At 37.3% G+C, this 19,064-nt stretch carries 21 protein-coding genes and 1 other annotated feature; all 21 genes read right to left on the reverse strand.

Features of this window, described 5'->3' with window-relative positions; genetic code table 11:
* Window positions 1-32: 32 nt before the first annotated feature.
* Window positions 33-725 (reverse strand): 50S ribosomal protein L1, encoded by a 693-nt coding sequence (gene rplA / locus COE49_RS16005; RefSeq protein ID WP_002020168.1) that lies wholly within the window; start codon window positions 723-725, stop codon window positions 33-35.
* A gap of 176 nt (window positions 726-901) precedes the next feature.
* Window positions 902-1,327 carry a 50S ribosomal protein L11 gene (rplK, locus tag COE49_RS16010; RefSeq protein WP_001085872.1) on the reverse strand — a complete coding sequence of 142 codons (426 nt, stop codon included), beginning with the start codon at window positions 1,325-1,327 and terminating at the stop codon, window positions 902-904.
* A gap of 166 nt (window positions 1,328-1,493) precedes the next feature.
* Entirely contained in the window at window positions 1,494-2,027 is a 534-nt protein-coding gene (gene nusG / locus COE49_RS16015; protein ID WP_000415794.1) for a transcription termination/antitermination protein NusG, read from the reverse strand.
* Between the two features lie 131 nt (window positions 2,028-2,158).
* Window positions 2,159-2,338, reverse strand: coding sequence for a preprotein translocase subunit SecE (secE, locus tag COE49_RS16020; RefSeq protein WP_001241321.1), 180 nt, complete (start codon window positions 2,336-2,338; stop codon window positions 2,159-2,161).
* A gap of 32 nt (window positions 2,339-2,370) precedes the next feature.
* A complete protein-coding gene (gene rpmG / locus COE49_RS16025) occupies window positions 2,371-2,517 on the reverse strand; it encodes a 50S ribosomal protein L33 (RefSeq protein ID WP_012260172.1) in 147 nt (48 codons plus the stop codon).
* Window positions 2,518-2,647: 130 nt separating this feature from the next.
* Window positions 2,648-3,307: an RNA polymerase factor sigma-70 gene (locus COE49_RS16030; protein WP_000387198.1), complete on the reverse strand. Its 660-nt coding sequence runs from the start codon at window positions 3,305-3,307 to the stop codon at window positions 2,648-2,650.
* Between the two features lie 67 nt (window positions 3,308-3,374).
* Entirely contained in the window at window positions 3,375-3,887 is a 513-nt protein-coding gene (locus COE49_RS16035) for an NYN domain-containing protein (protein WP_098945957.1), read from the reverse strand.
* Between the two features lie 3 nt (window positions 3,888-3,890).
* A complete protein-coding gene (rlmB, locus tag COE49_RS16040; RefSeq protein ID WP_088232920.1) occupies window positions 3,891-4,634 on the reverse strand; it encodes a 23S rRNA (guanosine(2251)-2'-O)-methyltransferase RlmB in 744 nt (247 codons plus the stop codon).
* Complete coding sequence (locus tag COE49_RS16045; RefSeq protein ID WP_000564261.1) at window positions 4,631-5,038, reverse strand: Mini-ribonuclease 3; 408 nt, start codon at window positions 5,036-5,038, stop codon at window positions 4,631-4,633. Before COE49_RS16045 ends, rlmB begins: the two co-directional genes overlap by 4 nt.
* Before the next feature lie 2 nt (window positions 5,039-5,040).
* On the reverse strand, window positions 5,041-6,438 hold the full coding sequence (cysS, locus tag COE49_RS16050) for a cysteine--tRNA ligase (protein ID WP_098945958.1): 1,398 nt from the start codon (window positions 6,436-6,438) through the stop codon (window positions 5,041-5,043).
* The gene (cysE, locus tag COE49_RS16055; RefSeq protein ID WP_088232917.1) at window positions 6,419-7,084 is read right to left on the reverse strand and encodes a serine O-acetyltransferase; all 666 of its coding nucleotides are present in this window, start codon (window positions 7,082-7,084) and stop codon (window positions 6,419-6,421) included. The genes cysS and cysE overlap by 20 nt, the downstream gene beginning before the upstream one ends.
* 147 nt (window positions 7,085-7,231) lie before the next feature.
* Window positions 7,232-7,478, reverse strand: a binding site (T-box leader).
* 47 nt (window positions 7,479-7,525) lie between these two features.
* Window positions 7,526-8,983, reverse strand: coding sequence for a glutamate--tRNA ligase (gene gltX / locus COE49_RS16060; RefSeq protein WP_098945959.1), 1,458 nt, complete (start codon window positions 8,981-8,983; stop codon window positions 7,526-7,528).
* Between the two features lie 89 nt (window positions 8,984-9,072).
* A complete protein-coding gene (gene ispF / locus COE49_RS16065; RefSeq protein ID WP_000488394.1) occupies window positions 9,073-9,549 on the reverse strand; it encodes a 2-C-methyl-D-erythritol 2,4-cyclodiphosphate synthase in 477 nt (158 codons plus the stop codon).
* Window positions 9,550-9,665: 116 nt separating this feature from the next.
* Complete coding sequence (gene ispD, locus COE49_RS16070; RefSeq protein WP_098945960.1) at window positions 9,666-10,346, reverse strand: 2-C-methyl-D-erythritol 4-phosphate cytidylyltransferase; 681 nt, start codon at window positions 10,344-10,346, stop codon at window positions 9,666-9,668.
* Between the two features lie 16 nt (window positions 10,347-10,362).
* Window positions 10,363-11,472 (reverse strand): PIN/TRAM domain-containing protein, encoded by a 1,110-nt coding sequence (locus COE49_RS16075; RefSeq protein ID WP_098945961.1) that lies wholly within the window; start codon window positions 11,470-11,472, stop codon window positions 10,363-10,365.
* Window positions 11,473-11,633: 161 nt separating this feature from the next.
* On the reverse strand, window positions 11,634-12,707 hold the full coding sequence (gene disA / locus COE49_RS16080; RefSeq protein ID WP_000392167.1) for a DNA integrity scanning diadenylate cyclase DisA: 1,074 nt from the start codon (window positions 12,705-12,707) through the stop codon (window positions 11,634-11,636).
* 3 nt (window positions 12,708-12,710) lie between these two features.
* Window positions 12,711-14,087, reverse strand: a complete 1,377-nt coding sequence (gene radA, locus COE49_RS16085) for a DNA repair protein RadA (protein ID WP_060629200.1) — start codon at window positions 14,085-14,087, stop codon at window positions 12,711-12,713.
* A gap of 96 nt (window positions 14,088-14,183) precedes the next feature.
* The gene (clpC, locus tag COE49_RS16090; RefSeq protein ID WP_088232912.1) at window positions 14,184-16,619 is read right to left on the reverse strand and encodes an ATP-dependent protease ATP-binding subunit ClpC; all 2,436 of its coding nucleotides are present in this window, start codon (window positions 16,617-16,619) and stop codon (window positions 14,184-14,186) included.
* A gap of 21 nt (window positions 16,620-16,640) precedes the next feature.
* Entirely contained in the window at window positions 16,641-17,705 is a 1,065-nt protein-coding gene (gene mcsB, locus COE49_RS16095) for a protein-arginine kinase McsB (RefSeq protein ID WP_088232911.1), read from the reverse strand.
* Between the two features lie 4 nt (window positions 17,706-17,709).
* Window positions 17,710-18,258 (reverse strand): protein-arginine kinase activator protein McsA, encoded by a 549-nt coding sequence (gene mcsA, locus COE49_RS16100; protein WP_088232910.1) that lies wholly within the window; start codon window positions 18,256-18,258, stop codon window positions 17,710-17,712.
* A gap of 170 nt (window positions 18,259-18,428) precedes the next feature.
* Window positions 18,429-18,890 (reverse strand): transcriptional regulator CtsR, encoded by a 462-nt coding sequence (ctsR, locus tag COE49_RS16105; protein WP_001244563.1) that lies wholly within the window; start codon window positions 18,888-18,890, stop codon window positions 18,429-18,431.
* Between the last annotated feature and the right edge of the window lie 174 nt (window positions 18,891-19,064).

Genomic DNA, 19,064 nt, shown 5'->3' on the forward strand with positions numbered 1-19,064 from the left:
TAAATCTTCTTTATGAAGTCAACTTCCAATTTTTACGCTAATGTAGAAACGTCTACACGTACGCCAGGTCCCATTGTAGAAGCAACCGTTACGTTCTTCATGTAAGTACCTTTTGCAGCAGCTGGCTTAACTTTTTGTAAAGTGTCAGCAATTGTTCTGAAGTTTTCTACTAATTTAGCATCTTCGAAAGATACTTTACCGATTGGAACGTGGATGTTACCAGCTTTATCAACGCGGTATTCAACTTTACCAGCTTTGATTTCGTTAACAGCTTTAGTTACATCGAAAGTAACTGTTCCAGTTTTAGGGTTTGGCATTAAACCTTTAGGTCCTAATACGCGACCAAGTTTACCAACTTCACCCATCATGTCAGGAGTTGCTACTACTACATCGAAATCGAACCAACCTTGTTGGATTTTACCGATGTAATCAGCATCGCCTACGAAGTCAGCTCCAGCAGCTTCAGCTTCTTTAGCTTTTTCACCTTTAGCGAATACTAATACACGTTGTACTTTACCAGTACCGTGTGGAAGAACAACTGCACCACGGATTTGTTGGTCAGCTTTCTTAGGGTCAACACCTAAACGGAATGCAGCTTCTACAGTTGCATCAAATTTAGCTGTGTTTGTTTTCTTTACTAATTCTACTGCTTCTGTTGCAGAGTAAGCAGCTGCACGATCAACAAGCTTCGCAGCTTCTACGTACTTTTTACCTCTTTTAGCCATTTTTATTTCCTCCTCGAATGTGGTTTTAGCGGAATAACCTCCCACGTTTACGCTTATTTTCAGGTATAACCTGAGGATGCGCGCCATCCATTTATTTAAAAACGATAATCATTTACGATAATAAAGGTTGCGAATTGGAATTCCAGACCCGCAACCTTTTTTAAAAACAAATCGAATTAGTCTTCGATAACGATGCCCATACTGCGTGCAGTACCTTCAACCATACGCATTGCAGCTTCTACGCTAGCAGCGTTTAGGTCAGGCATTTTAGTTTCAGCGATTTCGCGTACTTTATCACGCTTAACAGTTGCCACTTTATTACGGTTTGGTTCACCAGAACCAGACTCAATACCAGCTACTTTCTTAAGAAGAACAGCAGCAGGAGGAGTTTTAGTAATGAAAGTGAATGAACGGTCCTCAAATACCGTAATTTCAACAGGGATGATAAGACCAGCTTGATCTGCTGTACGAGCGTTAAACTCTTTACAGAAGCCCATGATGTTAACACCTGCTTGTCCTAATGCTGGACCAACTGGTGGAGCTGGGTTAGCTTTACCTGCAGGAATTTGAAGCTTTACCATTTTAATTACCTTTTTAGCCACGAGACACACCTCCTTAAGTCCGTGATGTGGTCAATTGGACAGTGATTTGCCCTCCCACGTCATATTTTATCGTAGTGATAAAATCTTTCAAAAAACGTCTCCGATAACGAAGACGTACTGACTTAAAAGATATTATCACTTTTTACAATTCATTTCAAGTTTCATTTTATAATTTTTCAATTTGATGGAAGTCAAGCTCAACTGGAGTCTCGCGACCAAACATGTCCACAAGCACGCTAACCTTCTTCTTCTCCACATCAATTTCTTCGATAGCACCTGTATAATCTGCGAATGGCCCTTCATTTACACGCACTGTTTCATGAAGTTCAAAGTCGAAATCAACCACTTCGTTGTCCATTCCCATATGCTTCATGATGGTAACAACTTCCTCTTCTAATAGAGGTGATGGTTTAGAACCAGAACCAGAAGAACCAACGAACCCAGTTACACCCGGCGTGTTACGTACAACATACCAAGAGTCATCAGTCATGATTAGTTCTACTAATACGTAACCTGGGAACACTTTTCTTTTCATTAATTTTTCTTTACCGTTTTTCATTTCTACTTCTACTTCTTCCGGGACAACAACACGGAAAATTTTATCTTGCATACCCATTGATTCTACACGTTTCTCTAGGTTTGCTTTTACTTTATTTTCATATCCAGAATAAGTATGGACAACATACCAACTTTTTTCCATTCATTTAGGACGAGCGTCCTTCCCTCCCTGACGTACATTTTTTTGCGCAAATGAAAAAACCCGTTCACCGGGCTTTTACACAGTTCTTATAAATAACATTATATCATGGATAAGTGCTTCTTATTCAAGAATTAACCAAGAATTAACCGAATTAAAGAAGAAATGCCCATATCAACTACTGCGAAGAAAATCGCAAAGAAGACAACTGTAGCAATAACTGTCGCTGTTGAGCGAAGTAATTCATCTTTTTTAGGCCAACTTACTTTTTTCATTTCGCGACCTACATCGCCGAAAAAGTTCGTTAAACGCATCTACGGGACCTCCAATTTAGTATTTCAATTATTTATTTTGTTTCCTTGTGAACTGTATGCTTATTGCATGTTTTACAAAACTTCTTTATCTCAAGTCGCTCTACTGAGCTCGTATCTTTCATCGTAGAGTAGTTTCGATTTTTACACTCTTCACATGAGAGTACAACTTTTTTCCTCATTAGTTACACCAACCTTGTAACATTATGTCCCTAAAAATGTATCATACAACAAAAGACAATGTCAATGTCATGACTCCTACTCTCTTTACAAAAAGAAAACAGGTGAATTATCTTACACCTGCGATACTTGCTATGAATTTAAGGTTGTACTCTCTCTCATCTCCATATATCTTTCCAGTTTCCTTTTCACACGTTGCAATGCGTTATCAATAGATTTCACATGCCTGTTTAACTGTTCTGAAATCTCTTGATAGGAACGGCCATCTAAGTATAGAGATAGTACCTTCCTTTCTAAATCGCTTAATAATTCAGATATTTTTGATTCTATGTCTGTATATTCTTCCTGACTTATAATCATTTCCTCAGGATCAGTTACTTTTGCTTCTGAAATAACATCTAATAGTGTTCGATCAGATTCCTCATCATAAATCGGCTTATCTAAAGATACATATGAATTTAATGGAATATGCTTTTGCCTGGTTGCTGTTTTAATAGCGGTAATAATTTGTCGAGTGATACACAGTTCAGCAAATGCTTTGAATGAAGACAGCTTGTCCTCTTTATAATCACGAATTGCTTTAAACAATCCAATCATACCTTCTTGAACAATATCTTCTCGATCGGCACCCACCAAGAAATAAGATCTTGATTTCGCGCGAACAAAGTTCTTATATTTGTGAATCAAATATTCTAAAGCATCAGTATTACCTTTTCGAACTAATTCAACGATTGCCTCATCCTCTAAATCACGAAATGTAACGTCGCCTACACTTACGAAGCCTGCTTCCACCTTGATCCCTCCGACCGCTATTTATTTAGCAATATTATACAGCAAAAAGATAAAGAGCGTCAATGCTTCAACGCTCTCCTCGTCTTAATTTTTCTAATTTTTCTGTAATATCCTTACTAAATATCTTCCGCATGGCGGGTTGTTTTTCTTTCGTGTCTTTTGTACGTCTTCTTACTTGTTGCTCCATCGCTTGTACTTCCAACTCTAATTCACGTGCAGATTTCCGAAGAGCACCTTGCGCAAATATAACCCACTGTTCCGTATAATCAGAAGTCGCAACGTATATTTGTGTATTTATATTTCTAAGCTCAATCGCAAGTTGCTCTATCTTTTCATCCGCAGTTTGATTCTTTCTCGTGAATATTACTTCCACACGAGATTGTTTCATCTTTTTTTCAATACCATAAACTGTATAGGCATCAAATACTATCATTACCTTTGTGCCTGTATAACCTTGATAATCCGCCATCTTATCAATGAGTGCATCTCTTGATGATTGCAAATCTACATCCCGCAGTTTCTTCAAATCTCCCCAAGCCCCGATAATGTTGTAGCCATCAACGATTAAAATATCGTTCATTTTTTATTTACCAATTTCGTGACGTTTACGATATACCTCATACATTAACAAACTTGCGGCTACTGAAGCATTTAAGGATGTAACTTTTCCAACCATCGGTAAGGTGATTAGGAAATCACACTTTTCACCAATAATACGACTCATACCTTTCCCTTCACTTCCAATTACTAATCCAATTGGCATATTCCCATCTAAATTACGATAATCCGTTTTCCCTTTGGCATCTGTACCAGCAATCCAAAGCCCACGTTCTTTTAATTCATCAATTGTGCGAGATAAATTTGTCACGCGCGCAACAGGAATGTATTCGATCGCCCCAGTCGATGCTTTCGCAACTGATGCAGTAAGTCCTACAGCTCTTCGTTTCGGAATAATAATCCCATGTGCTCCTGTTGCATCAGCAGTACGCATAATAGAACCTAGGTTATGCGGATCTTCAATTTCATCTAAAATTAAGAAGAATGGATCTTCATTACGCTTCTCTGCTACCTTAAATAAATCTTCTAACTCAGCATATTGATATGCAGCTACTTGAGCAATTACACCTTGATGGTTACCCTCAACTAATTGATCTAACTTCTTCTTTGGTGCATGTTGTAAAATAATCTTATTCTCTTTCGCTAATGCCAGTACAATTTGTACCTGTCCTTTGGCAGCACCTTCTGCGATCCAAATTTTATTAATATCTCTCCCTGATCGTAACGCTTCAATTACAGGGTTACGTCCAATAATATATTCACTACTCATGATGATGTGCCCCCTTCCTTTTCTTCTAAAACAGCAATTGCTTTATATACAATTTCATCTAATCTTTCACGATTATTTAACAAGTGATGATAACCGATTAAGGCTTCGAAGGCTGTACTATGTCGATATGTTTGTACATCCGTATTCTTCGGAACAGTGCCCGAATTTGCATTACGCCCTCTTCTTAGTACTGCCTCTTCTTCCTCTGTCAAAAATGCCGTCTCTAATAAATGATAAACAACTTTCGCCTGTGCTTTTGCCGAAACAAAGCTCGTCCCTAATCGATGTAATTGATTAGGGCGAACCTTTCCTTTTTGAAGGAGGTGATAGCGGATATATTGTTCATATACCGCATCACCCATATATGCTAACGCTAAGCTGTTTAATTGCTTTGCATCAATCATGCTTATCCTCTTTTCCATCTTGTACCTTGAGCGGTATCTTCTAAAATAATATTACGTTCTTTTAAATCATCGCGAATTTGATCAGATAATGCGAAATCGCGGTTTTTACGAGCTTCGATACGCTTTTGGATAAGCGCCTCAATTTCTTCATCAAGCAATTCTTCTTGCGCTAATTCTAATCCTAAAATATCAAATAATGTTTCAAGTTGTTTTACGTATGCCTCAATCACAACTGTAGAAGTATGTTCTTCCAGTAAATATTGATTCGCATGATTTGCTACATTATACAACTCAGTAATCGCATTAGCCGTGTTGAAATCATCATCCATTGCTTCTTCAAATGCAACCTGGAATTTTTCCATTTCAGCTAACCATTTCTCATTATGATCTGTTAAATCCGTGCTACTTTCCATACGATGCTTTAAGTTACCGTAAGCTGTTTTAATTCTTTCTAGCCCGTTATTTGTGCTTTGTAATAACTCTTCACTAAAGTTAATTGGATGACGATAATGCACTGACAACATAAAGAATCTAATTAACTGTGGATCATATTGCTTAATAATATCGTGAACTAAAATGAAATTTCCAAGTGACTTAGACATCTTCTCATTATTAATATTAATATATCCATTATGCATCCAGTAACGTGCAAATGTTTTTCCTGTTAATGCCTCTGACTGTGCAATTTCATTTTCATGATGAGGAAATGCTAAATCTTGACCGCCAGCATGAATGTCAATTGTATCTCCTAAGTACTTACGTGCCATTGCTGAGCATTCAATATGCCATCCTGGACGTCCTTTACCCCAAGGGCTTTCCCAGAAGATTTCTCCTTCTTTCGCAGCTTTCCATAAAGCAAAATCAAGAGGATCTTGTTTCTTTTCCCCTACTTCAATACGCGCACCGTGACGTAAGTCTGCAATTGGTTGATGCGATAATTTACCGTAACCTTCGAATTCCTTCGTTCTAAAGTACACATCACCTTCTGATTCATACGCGTACCCTTTATTCACAAGTTCTTGAATAAATTCAATAATGATATCCATGTTTTCTGTTACACGCGGATGAACCGTTGCGTGTTTGCAACCTAACGCTGTTACATCTTCAAAGTAAGCTTCTACAAAACGATCTGCAATTGTCGGCACATCTTCGCCTAATTCATTTGCCGCCTTAATTAATTTATCATCTACGTCAGTAAAGTTAGATACATACTGCACATCATACCCTTTATATTCTAAATAACGACGTACTGTATCAAATACCATAGGTGGTCTTGCATTCCCAATGTGAATGTAGTTATATACTGTAGGTCCGCACACATACATCTTTACCTTATTTTCTTCTAATGGAACAAACTCTTCCTTTTGACGTGTTAACGTATTATAAATGTGAATAGTCATTTTTATCCTTCCTTTCTACCTTTACTTCAAGTTGCTTTTTCAATTTATCAAGTTCTTCTTCCATAACCTTTAATTTATCAAAAATTGGGTCTGGAAGATCAGAATGATTTAATTCTTGACCAATCTTCACTCCATTTTGAATAACGACTCTTCCAGGTATACCTACAACTGTAGAATGTGCAGGAACTTCTTTTAATACGACAGATCCTGCTCCAATTTTAGAATTCTCTCCAACTGTAATAGAACCTAGTACTTTAGCACCTGTCGCAATTAATACATTATCTTGAATCGTGGGGTGCCTCTTTCCCTTTTCTTTACCTGTACCACCTAATGTAACACCTTGATAAATTGTTACATTATCACCAATTTCACACGTTTCTCCAATTACAACCCCCATTCCATGGTCGATGAAAAAACGACGACCGATAGTTGCCCCTGGATGAATCTCAATACCAGTAAAGAAACGACTAACTTGTGAAATCCAACGTGCAAGAAAGAAGAAATTCTTTTTATAAAAAGCATGTGCAATTCGATGAGCCCAAACTGCATGTAATCCAGAGTAAGTCAAAATAACTTCAAAATAACTTCGTGCCGCTGGATCCTGTTCAAAAACGACTTCAATATCTTCTCGAAGCCTCTTAAACATTGATGTTCCCTCCCCTTTATGGGCTGCTTTGTCGAGCGAACTAACTTCCTTAAACTCCCCACTTATCCCCTAAATCTCTATACGAAGAGATAAATTTTATACTCATACCCATTTATATGGTATAAAAAAAGACGCCTCTGTCATATTGACAGAGACGCCTTATAAGCGCGGTTCCACTCTGTTTAGGCTAAAGAAAGCCTCAAACTCTTCCATGATAACGGTTTGCACCGCTTCTGTTTACTTTGCGTCCAAAGACGTTCCGCGAAATACTTCGCTGTTCAACAGAAGACTCGAAGGGGCATTTCAAAAATCCGCTTATAAACCACTCCCAGCCTAAAGGTGGTTCTCTCTGTAAAAAGCCTGATTTTCTACTTTTCCTTCTCGTCGCTTTTCCTTATTAGGTTTTAAGTATACTTATTATATTTCTAAACCTAGAAAATGTTAACCAATTACTTTTTGAATACGATTTAAAACTTTTTCTTTTCCAAGAAGAGCAATCGCATTAGGAAGTTCTGGGCCATGTGTTTGTCCAGTAGTCGCAACACGGATTGGCATAAATAAGTTTTTACCTTTATGTCCCGTTTCCTTTTGAACCGCTTTAATAGCTGCCTTAACTGCCGCTGGTTCCATTGCTTCTAGAGCTTCTACTTGACCCGCAAATGCACGAAGTACTTCAGGTACTTGTTCACCTTTCAATACTTCTTGTCCTTCTTCTTCGTAATCAACGTGATCTTTAAAGAACATTTCAGAAAGCTCTACAATTTCAGCTCCAAAACTCATTTGGTCATGATATAAAGCAATTACATCACGAACCCAAGCTTGTTCCTGTTCGCTTAAGTTTTCACCTACGCGACCCGCTTTCACTAAATGCGGTAAGCTTAGTTCAACAACCGTATCTAAATCTTGTTTTTTCATATATTGGTTGTTCATCCATTTTAATTTTTGAGAATCAAATAATGCAGGTGATTTTGATAAACGTGCTGCATCAAACATTTTGATAAACTCATCTTGAGAGAAGATTTCTTCTTCTCCTACTGGTGACCAACCTAGTAGTGCAATAAAGTTAAAGATTGCTTCTGGAAGATATCCAAGCTCTTTATATTGTTCAATAAATTGAATAATAGATTCATCACGCTTACTTAACTTTTTACGGCTTTCATTTACAATTAAGGTCATATGACCGAATTGCGGGATATCCCAACCGAAAGCTTCATAAATCATCATTTGTTTTGGCGTGTTTGAAATATGGTCATCACCACGAAGTACGTGTGTAATCTCCATTAAGTGATCATCTACTGCTACCGCAAAGTTATAAGTTGGAATTCCATCTTTTTTCACGATAACAAAATCGCCAAAGTCATTTGAATGGAATGCAACTTCGTCTTTTACGATATCTTTAAATGTGTAATCACGATCTGCTGGTACACGGAAACGAATACTTGGAATACGTCCCTCAGCTTCAAATTCTTTCACTTGTTCTTCAGTTAAATCACGGTGGTTACCAGCGTAACGAGGTGTTTCACCACGAGCAATTTGCCCTTCACGCTCTGCTTCTAGCTCTTCTTCTGTCATATAACATTTGTAAGCTAAACCACGCTCTAATAAATCTACATATAATTTTTTATAAATATCTAAACGCTCTGTTTGACGATATGGTCCAAATTCACCACCAACGTCAACACCTTCATCCCAGTCCATACCGAGCCATTTCAAGTATTTTAATTGGCTTTCTTCTCCGCCTGCAACATTACGTTTTACATCAGTATCTTCAATACGAATAATAAACTTACCATCTTGATGACGAGCAAATAAATAATTAAATAATGCCGTACGCGCATTTCCGATATGTAAGTGTCCTGTTGGACTTGGCGCATAGCGCACTCTCACTTGCTTTTCCATAATTGGTACACCTTCCATTCTTAATGTCAACACATTCTATAATTGTACACCAAAAAAATGTGATTATCCATCTTACGAATTAAAAACCATTATTTTTTCTGTAATAAAACAACTGCTTGAGAAGCAATTCCTTCTTCCCTACCTGTAAATCCTAACTTTTCTGTTGTTGTTGCTTTTACATTGATATTATCAATAGACGTTTCTAATAGTTCACTAATACGTTTACGCATACTTTCAATATGTGGTGCCATTTTTGGCTTTTGAGCAATAATTGTACAATCTAAATTCCCTAATTCATAACCTTGTTCGCGCACAAATTCCCAAACCTTTTGCAATAATACAGCTGAATCAGCATCCTTAAACGCTGGGTCTGTATCAGGAAAATGCTTTCCAATATCTCCTGCTGCAATCGCACCTAAACATGCATCTGCAATCGTATGTAACAATACATCCGCATCCGAATGACCAATTAACCCTTTTTCGTAAGGAATTGTAATTCCGCCAATAATTAACGGTCTTCCTTCCGCGAATTCATGTACATCAAAACCTTGTCCAATTCGAAACATTTTTACATCCTCCTCAAGCTAAACTACTGAGCTTTATGACTCTATATTATATCGCTATCCTTATAAAGAAAAGCCCGGCTTTTGCCGAGCTTTTCTTTGTTATCATACCATCACGGCTATTTCTTCTGAGCATGAAGGAAACTTTCAGCAATTAGTAAATCCTCTGGAGTCGTCACTTTAATATTATAGTAACTCCCCTCTACTACACCTACTGGCCTCCCAATACGCTCTACAAGACTTGCGTCATCTGTACCAAGGAAGCAACTCTGTTTCGCGCTTTTATGAGCTTCTAACAAAAGGGGAACAGAGAATCCTTGTGGTGTTTGTACAGCTTTAAGCTGAGATCTTTCTACCGTTTCGACAACAACACCCTGCTTTACTTTCTTAACGGTATCCTTCACTGACACTGCACAAATGGAAGCTCCATATGTTTCTGCCGCAGTTAATACATCTTGAATCACTTTATTCGTTACGAACGGGCGTGCACCGTCATGCACAAGAACATATTCAACATCACTCGCATGCTGAATCGCATTATATACACTATCTTGTCTTTCTGCTCCACCCTGAATAAATTGTACTGGTTTTTCAACCGGATACTTCTGCATTAGCTCTTCAAAATACGGGCGTTCTTCTTCATTAATTGCCATAACAATACTTTTACACGCCTTATCTTTTTCAAAAGCACGTAATGTATGCACAATAATTGGTACTTCATTTATAAGTAAGAACAACTTGTTTTTGCCAGCACCCATCCGCTTTCCTTGACCAGCTGCTGGAATAATTAATGTATACATATTAATAATCCTCTACTTATAATGCTTTTTCTAATAATTTACGTTTTGCGAAAATCATACGACCAGCCGATGTTTGTAATACACTAGTAACAAGTACATTGAGCTGTGAACCTACAAATTCTCTACCATCTTCTACTACAATCATCGTGCCATCATCTAAATATGCAACACCTTGATTTTGTTCTTTTCCATCTTTTACAACATAAACACTTAGTTCTTCACCTGGGAGTACAACTGGTTTAATCGCATTAGCTAAATCATTAATGTTTAACACCGTTACCCCTTGTAATTCAGACACTTTGTTTAAGTTGAAATCGTTCGTTACCACAGTTCCACCAGTGATTTTCGCCAACTTTACAAGTTTGCTATCCACCTCTTGAATATCCTCGAAATCGCCTTCATAAATTTCTACCGGAATCGGCATCTCTTTTTGAATACGATTTAAAATATCTAATCCTCTGCGACCACGATTTCGCTTTAACGCATCAGAAGAGTCGGCAATATGTTGTAATTCTTCTAATACGAATTGCGGAATCACAATGGTTCCTTCTAAAAACTTTGTTTGGCAAATATCAGCAATACGTCCATCAATAATTACACTCGTATCGAGAATCTTCCAGTGAGCTGTAGATTTCTCTCCTTCTCCCTCGACATCTTCAGTCTCACTATTGTTCTTTTTCTTACCGCCACGTTGCGGTAATGTAAATAGTCCTAGCAATTCATTTCTCTTTTTAAACCCTACTTGGAACCCTAAGTACCCAAGTAAAAGGGTAAAGAACACTTGCAATACTGTACTAATGACTGGAATTGTAAATTCACGAATTGGTATTAAAATTAAATATGCAACAATAAGACCAGAGATCAACCCTAATGTACCAAATAAGACATCTGCTACAGGTGCCTTTACAAGGGCTTCTTCAATATGCTTAATAAGTTGAACAATATAATCTACAAGCCAAAATGTTGTTAAAAATAAAATAATTGCACCAATAATTGCACGAACATACGATCCTTCTAACCAGGGAACCGCACCAATGTCCATTACATTAATAACTTTTGGGATTAAGAAAATCCCTAACGCTCCTCCGATCACTAAAAAGAAGAGCTGTACGATCCGTTTTAACATCCAACCACCTCCTACTCATTATTAACCATTGTTTCGCTAATCAAAACGCCGAATGCAAAAGCGGACGTGTTTTTTTTATAAATAGTTTTATTTACCAATATATCATATCATATACCAAAAATGTTCTAGTGTCGTTATATTATGGAATCAATGTAATATTCTTAATTGTGTCTACTCATATAGAGATGCTCTTGAATTCTTTTTAGGCCTTCCCGTATTTTCTTCGCCCTGACTTCCCCAATTCCTTCCACATCGTCCAATTCATTAATAGTCGCACGACAAACACCTTGCAACGTTTTAAATCGATTAATTAAATTTTCAATGATAAGTGGCGGAACACGCGAAATTTTACTTGTGATTCGGTATCCTCTTGGTGTCACACTTTCTTCTAAGCTCGTTTGTCCTGGGTAACCAAGCAATTTAACCAAATCGCTATCCTCTAGAAGTTGTGTATTCGCAAGATCTTGTAACTTTTTCAAAATTTGATGATGGTCTTGTGTTTTTTCTTGATAATAATCTTTAATTAATAACGCTGCCTCTGCCTCTAAATCGGCCAGTAATTCTGTAAGTTGTAAACGAATTAACCTACCTTCTGTTCCAAGTTCATGAATATAGCTCAATATTTCATTTTTAATACGCAGCACCATTTCAACACTATGTAAAACATGAACCACTTCAGACATTGTAACGACCTCTTCAAATTCTAGAATGCCCAAATTCGTAATACCATCATTCCATACAGCCTTATATTTTTCTAACGTTTGAATAGCTTGATTTGCCTTTGTTAAAATAACGCCTATATCTTTTAGTGTATAACGTAAATTCCCTTGGTATAGCGTAATTACGTTACGCCTTTGTGAAATAGCCACAACAAGGCTACCCGTCTGCTTTGCTACACGCTCTGCTGTTCGGTGACGCATACCTGTTTCAATAGAATCAATAGATGATTCTGGAACTAACTGTGCGTTCGCAATTAAAATTTTACTTCCTGTTTCATTTAAAATAAGTGCCCCATCCATTTTTGCTAATTCGTATAAACTAGCAGGAGAGAATGCACAATTAATATGAAAACCTCCATCAACAATGCTTTTAATCTGCTCATTATATCCAAGAACAATTAATCCCCCCGTTTGTGCACGAAGTACATTATCTATCCCTTCGCGCAGTGGTGTTCCTGGGGCCACGAGCTGTAAAATATTAATCATACTTTTGACACGTTGCTTGTTTTCTTCCATAGCCTAGCCTCCTAATGTCAAACGAAGCGCTTCTCCTAAATTAGATACACCTACTACCTCAATCCCATCCGGAATTGTCCACCCTCCCAAATTTTTTCTAGGAATAATAGCGCGTTGGAACCCTAATTTAGCTGCTTCTTGTACACGTTGTTCAATTCTTGATACTCTTCTTATTTCTCCAGTTAACCCTACTTCTCCTATTACTGCGTCGGTCGGTGCCGTAGATTTATCTCTAAAACTTGAAGCTATACTTAAAGCTACAGCTAAATCAATTGCTGGTTCATCTAATTTCAAACCACCTGCTACTTTTAAATATGCATCTTGATTTTGCAATAATAAACCTGTTCTTTTTTCTAGTACTGCCATAATAAGCGATACACGATTATGGTCAATTCCCGTCGCCATTCTTCGAGGGTTTCCAAAACTAGTAGGGGAGATTAATGCTTGTATTTCTACTAAAACTGGTCTTGTTCCTTCCATTGAGGCAACCACCGTTGATCCTGCGACCCCAACTGGTCTTTCCTCAAGGAAAATTTCTGAAGGGTTTAAGACTTCTGCAAGACCAAGTTCTTTCATTTCAAAAATACCCATTTCATTTGTAGAACCAAAACGATTCTTCACAGCTCGCAAAATACGATATGTATGATGACGGTCTCCTTCAAAATAAAGAACTGCATCGACCATATGTTCTAACATGCGCGGTCCTGCAATTGCCCCCTCTTTTGTCACATGTCCGACGATAAAAATAGGGATTCCTTTCGTTTTTGCAAGTTTCATTAATTCTGCTGTACACTCACGTACTTGTGCCACACTTCCTGGAGCTGACGTCACCTCTGGTAAATGTATCGTTTGAATGGAATCAATAACAACAAAGGCCGGATTCATCTCTTCAATGTGTGTTGCAATTCGCTGTAAGTCAGTCTCTGCTACAACAAATAAATTACTACCCTTTACATCCAAACGATCTGCACGAAGCTTTATCTGCTTTGCTGACTCCTCACCCGATATATATAGTACATCATATGAAGAGTCTGCTAATTGTGATGAAATCTGTAATAACAAAGTTGATTTTCCAATCCCAGGGTCCCCGCCAATAAGTACTAAAGATCCATCTACGATTCCACCACCAAGTACACGGTTAAATTCTTGAAATTTTGTTTCAATACGCGCCTCAGACTTTGTTTCTACCTCTGTAAGACGTCTTGGTTTTGTTACTTCTGTTTGAATTGCATTTGCATAATTAAGGCGTCTTGATGATACAACCGGTTCCATTTCTTCAACAAGTGTATTCCATTGACCACATCCAGGACATTTACCCATATATTTTGGTGACTGATAGCCACATTCTTGACATGTGAATTTTGTTTTCTTTTTAGCCATATCGTTTTATAGTTCACTTCACTTTCATCTATAAACATTTTATCCTTCTCGTACAAGAAAGAGGGCTATCTCGTAGCCCTCTTAGTTTGTCTATACTTATTTTACCTTTTCGGCACTATGAATGACAAATGTTTCCCCTTCTACATCGAAGATAACTTTTTGTCCTTTCTCAATAGCACCTTTTAAAAGTTCTTCCGATAGTCTGTCTTCTACGTGCTTCTGAATTGCCCTACGCAGTGGACGAGCACCGTACTCTCGGTCAAATCCTTTATCAGCAATAGCTGAAATCGCTCCTTCTGTTAAATGCAATTCAATTTCTTGCTCTTTTAAGCGATTTACTAGCTGATTCACCATAAGGTTTACAATCTCTTGAATATGTTTTTTCTCAAGCATATGGAACACGATAATTTCATCAATACGGTTTAAGAATTCTGGACGAAATGCCTTTTTCAGCTCATCCATTACTTTGCCTTTCATATCTGAATAATCGCGACTTTCATCTTGTACGTTGAATCCAAGATGCTTATTACGTTTTAATGCCTCTGCACCAACGTTAGATGTCATAATAACAATTGTATTACGGAAATCAACTGTACGTCCCTTAGAATCTGTTAAACGACCATCTTCTAATACTTGTAGTAAAATATTAAACACATCAGGATGAGCCTTCTCTACTTCATCTAATAGAACAACTGAATAAGGCTTACGACGAACTTTCTCTGTTAATTGCCCACCTTCTTCATATCCAACATATCCTGGAGGAGAACCAACTAAGCGAGAAGTTGAGTGCTTCTCCATGTACTCAGACATATCAATACGAATCATTGCATCTTCATCACCGAACATAGATTCTGCTAGTGCTCTTGCTAGTTCTGTTTTCCCTACACCTGTTGGTCCTAAGAAAATAAATGAACCAATTGGACGTTTCGGATCTTTCAATCCTGCTCTCGCACGACGAACAGCTTTCGCTACAGCTACTACTGCTTCATCTTGACCGATGACACGATCATGAAGAATGGATTCTAAGTTTAATAATTTATCAGTCTCTGTTTGTGCAAGTTTAGAAACTGGAATACGAGTCCATGTAGAAACGACATTTGCAATATCTTCTACCGTAACTTCTGAGTTTTCTTGTCCTTGTTTCTCTTTCCACTGACGCTTCGTATCTTCTAACTTCTCACGTAAGCGTTGTTCCATATCACGTAGGGAAGCAGCTTTTTCAAATTCTTGACTTTGTACAGCTGCATCTTTTTCTTTTCTAATTTCCTCAAGTTTCACTTCAAGCTCTTTTAAATTTGGTGGTGTTGTATAAGAGCGTAAGCGAACCTTGGAAGCAGCTTCATCAATTAAATCAATTGCTTTATCTGGTAAGAAACGATCTGTAATATAACGATCTGAAAGCTTTACAGCTGCATCAATTGCATCATCCGTAATAGATACGCGGTGATGTGCCTCGTAACGATCACGTAAACCTTTCAAGATTTGAGTTGATTCGTCTAAACTCGGCTCATCAACATGAATTGGTTGGAATCGTCTCTCTAAAGCTGCGTCTTTTTCAATATATTTACGATATTCATCTAAAGTTGTCGCACCAATACATTGTAACTCTCCGCGTGCTAAAGATGGTTTTAAAATGTTAGATGCATCAATTGCACCTTCTGCTCCACCTGCACCAATTAACGTATGAAGTTCATCAATAAATAGAATAATGTTGCCAGCTTGACGGATTTCATCCATTACTTTCTTTAAACGATCCTCAAATTCACCACGATATTTCGTTCCAGCTACAACTGTACCCATATCTAGTGTCATAACGCGCTTATCTCTTAAAGTTTCAGGAACTTCATTATTTACAATTTGTTGTGCCAATCCTTCTGCAATCGCCGTTTTACCCACACCAGGCTCTCCGATTAATACAGGATTGTTTTTTGTTCTCCGACTTAACACTTCAATTACACGTTGAATTTCTTTACCACGACCTATAACAGGATCTAGACGATTTTCACGTGCAACAACTGTTAAATCACGTGCTAAGCTATCAAGCGTTGGTGTATTTGCACTTGTTGAAGAACCACCTTGGTGACCTGAACTTGCCTCATTACTTCCAAGAAGTTGCAATACTTGTTGTCTTGCTTTATTTAAGCTAACACCTAAATTATTTAAAACACGTGCCGCTACACCTTCACCTTCACGAATCAAGCCAAGTAAAATATGTTCTGTTCCAACATAAGAGTGGCCTAATTTACGCGCTTCATCCATAGATAACTCGATAACTTTTTTAGCACGAGGTGTATAATGTACAGTTTGGGATGCTTCTGTCCCGCGTCCAATTAACGCTTCTACCTCTTTTTGAACTTTCTCTGGACTTAATCCAAGAGCAATTAACGCTTTTGCTGCAATTCCTTCACCTTCGCGTACAAGCCCAAGTAAAATGTGTTCTGTTCCAATATTATTATGCCCAATGCGAATTGCTTCCTCTTGAGATAAAGCTAATACTTTCTGTGCTCTTTCTGTAAATCTTCCAAACATCATAGAAATCCCTCCTACTTGCGCTTAGTTTTTTTCAATACGTAATCGCTCACGGATTAAGGTTGCTCTTCGATAATCTCTTTCTTCTGGTCCTAAAGGTCCTCCTGCATATTGTTGTAAAATGCCTGGTTGCGTAAGAACCATTAGCTCAGTCAAAATATTTCTCGATATCCCTTTTATATATCCTAGATCAATACCAAGTCGTACATCTGATAAGCAAGTGGCTGCTTCCGCAGATTGAATTAAACGACTGTTTGCTAGTATGCCATAAGAGCGAAAAACCTTATCTTCAAGTTCAATACTTGAATTTTGTACAATTAATTCTCTAGCCAGTTTTTCCTGTTGTATAATTTGTTGAATGACGCTCTTTAAATCTGCAATAATATCTTCTTCAGATTTCCCTAACGTCATTTGATTTGACACTTGAAATATATTACCTAACGCTTCGCTACCTTCACCGTATATTCCTCTTACTACTAGCCCTAATTTTTGAATTACTTGTATAATACGGCTAATTCTTTTTGTTAAGACCAGCCCCGGTAAATGAATCATTACAGAAGCTCTTAATCCTGTGCCAACGTTAGTTGGGCAACTCGTAATATATCCAAGGGATTCATCAAAAGCATATTCAACCTTTTCCTCAATCCAATTATCTATTTGATTAGCACTTTGAAGCGCCTCTGATAATTGCAATCCTGAAAATAGACACTGAATTCTAATGTGATCTTCTTCATTAAGCATAACACTAATATGTTCACTTTCTGATAATAGGCATGCTCCATATTCTGTTCCTGCAAGATTGGGACTAATTAAATGTTTTTCGACCAAAACCCTCCTTTGAAGAGGAGTTAATTCATTCATTTTTAATAGTTCAAACTCTCCAAAAGGTTCTACTGCTTTATTTATAAATTCCTTTTTAAATAATTCATGAATTTGTTTAGCTTCTTCTTCGTTTTGCATAGTAGAGAATTGATATTTTTTAAAATTACGAGCCAAACGAATTCGACTACTTAAAACAATATCAGAATCAGGGCCATCTCCCTTCATCCATGGACTAATCGCTTCATTCATAATTTTGTCCAGTGACATAGAACTATTCCCCCTCTCTATGCTCACTAAGCTGATTTTCAAGAATTCGAATTTTATCCCTTACTTCAGCAGCTTTCTCAAATTCCTCTTTCTGTACGTATTGTTTCAGAATGAGTTTTAGTTCATCTAATTCTTTCTTTAGGTGGATATTTCCTTCTATACGTTCCGGAATTTTTCCACAATGATCTGTATGCCCACCGTGAAGACGCTTTAATAATGGTTTTAAATGCCCCTTAAATGTATCGTAACAGGAAGCACAGCCAAAGCGCCCCACCTTTGTAAATTGCTCGTATGTCATCTTACAACCTGGACATCTTACTATACTTGTATTCGAAAGTTCATTTTTTCCTTCTTCAAACATTGTTGATTCACCGTGTAATAACCCAGCAAATAAATCATGGAATGAAAAGTTAGACTGCGATGATTGAAAGAAAGACGTATAGCCACTTTGTTCTGCACATTGCTCACAAAGATGAACTTCCGCCTTCTTCTCGTTGATTACTTTTGTATAATGTAAAGTTGCTGGTCTTATATTACAGTTTTGACAAGTCATCACTATCCCCACCTTTACAACAGGAACGATCTATCTCATGGTACTTTTCATACATTACTAGATTGTTCACTTTTCTTAATTCGTTTAGATAAAAGTGCATGTTCTTTTTCAAAACCTCTACAATATTTAACTGCTTTATCTTAGCTATCATTCTTTTACAAAAGCTGTATTTATTTATATTTCAGTGTTCTTAACATTGCGCATAATATTCGAGCCCTAAGTTCATCTCGAGAAGGAACATCCATTGATAACACAGAACGATCTAGTACGCTTAACATCAATTTAGCTTCACGATTTGTTATGATTCCCTCTTCTATTAAACGTATAATCATACTCTCTGCATTCCCTTGTGCAACGCTATGATCAATCATATGAAGCATTTGATCAATAATGTCTATATCATCATGCAGTTTGACTTTTATAATGCGAATGTAACCTCCTCCACCACGTTTACTTTCTACTACAAATCCTCTTTCTAACGTAAAACGGGTATTGATTACATAATTGATTTGAGATGGTACGCACTCGAATCGGTCCGCAATCTCATTTCTCTTGATTTCAATCACATTATTATTGCTTAAGTCAATAACTTGCTTTAGATATTGCTCAATGATATCAGATATATTTCTCATTTATCCGCCACCTTTATTGACTTTGACTATCTTTGACTTTAATTATATACGTATTAATAAAATTTGCAACTCTTTTGCTTATTCACTATCCTAGCCACATCTTCCTGTATTTAATCAAAATTATAAAAGAAAACACGAAAAAACACGAGTCGTTTGACTCGTGTTTTAAGTTGC

This window comes from Bacillus sp. AFS029637, assembly GCF_002584985.1.
Classification (GTDB): Bacteria; Bacillota; Bacilli; order Bacillales; family Bacillaceae_G; genus Bacillus_A.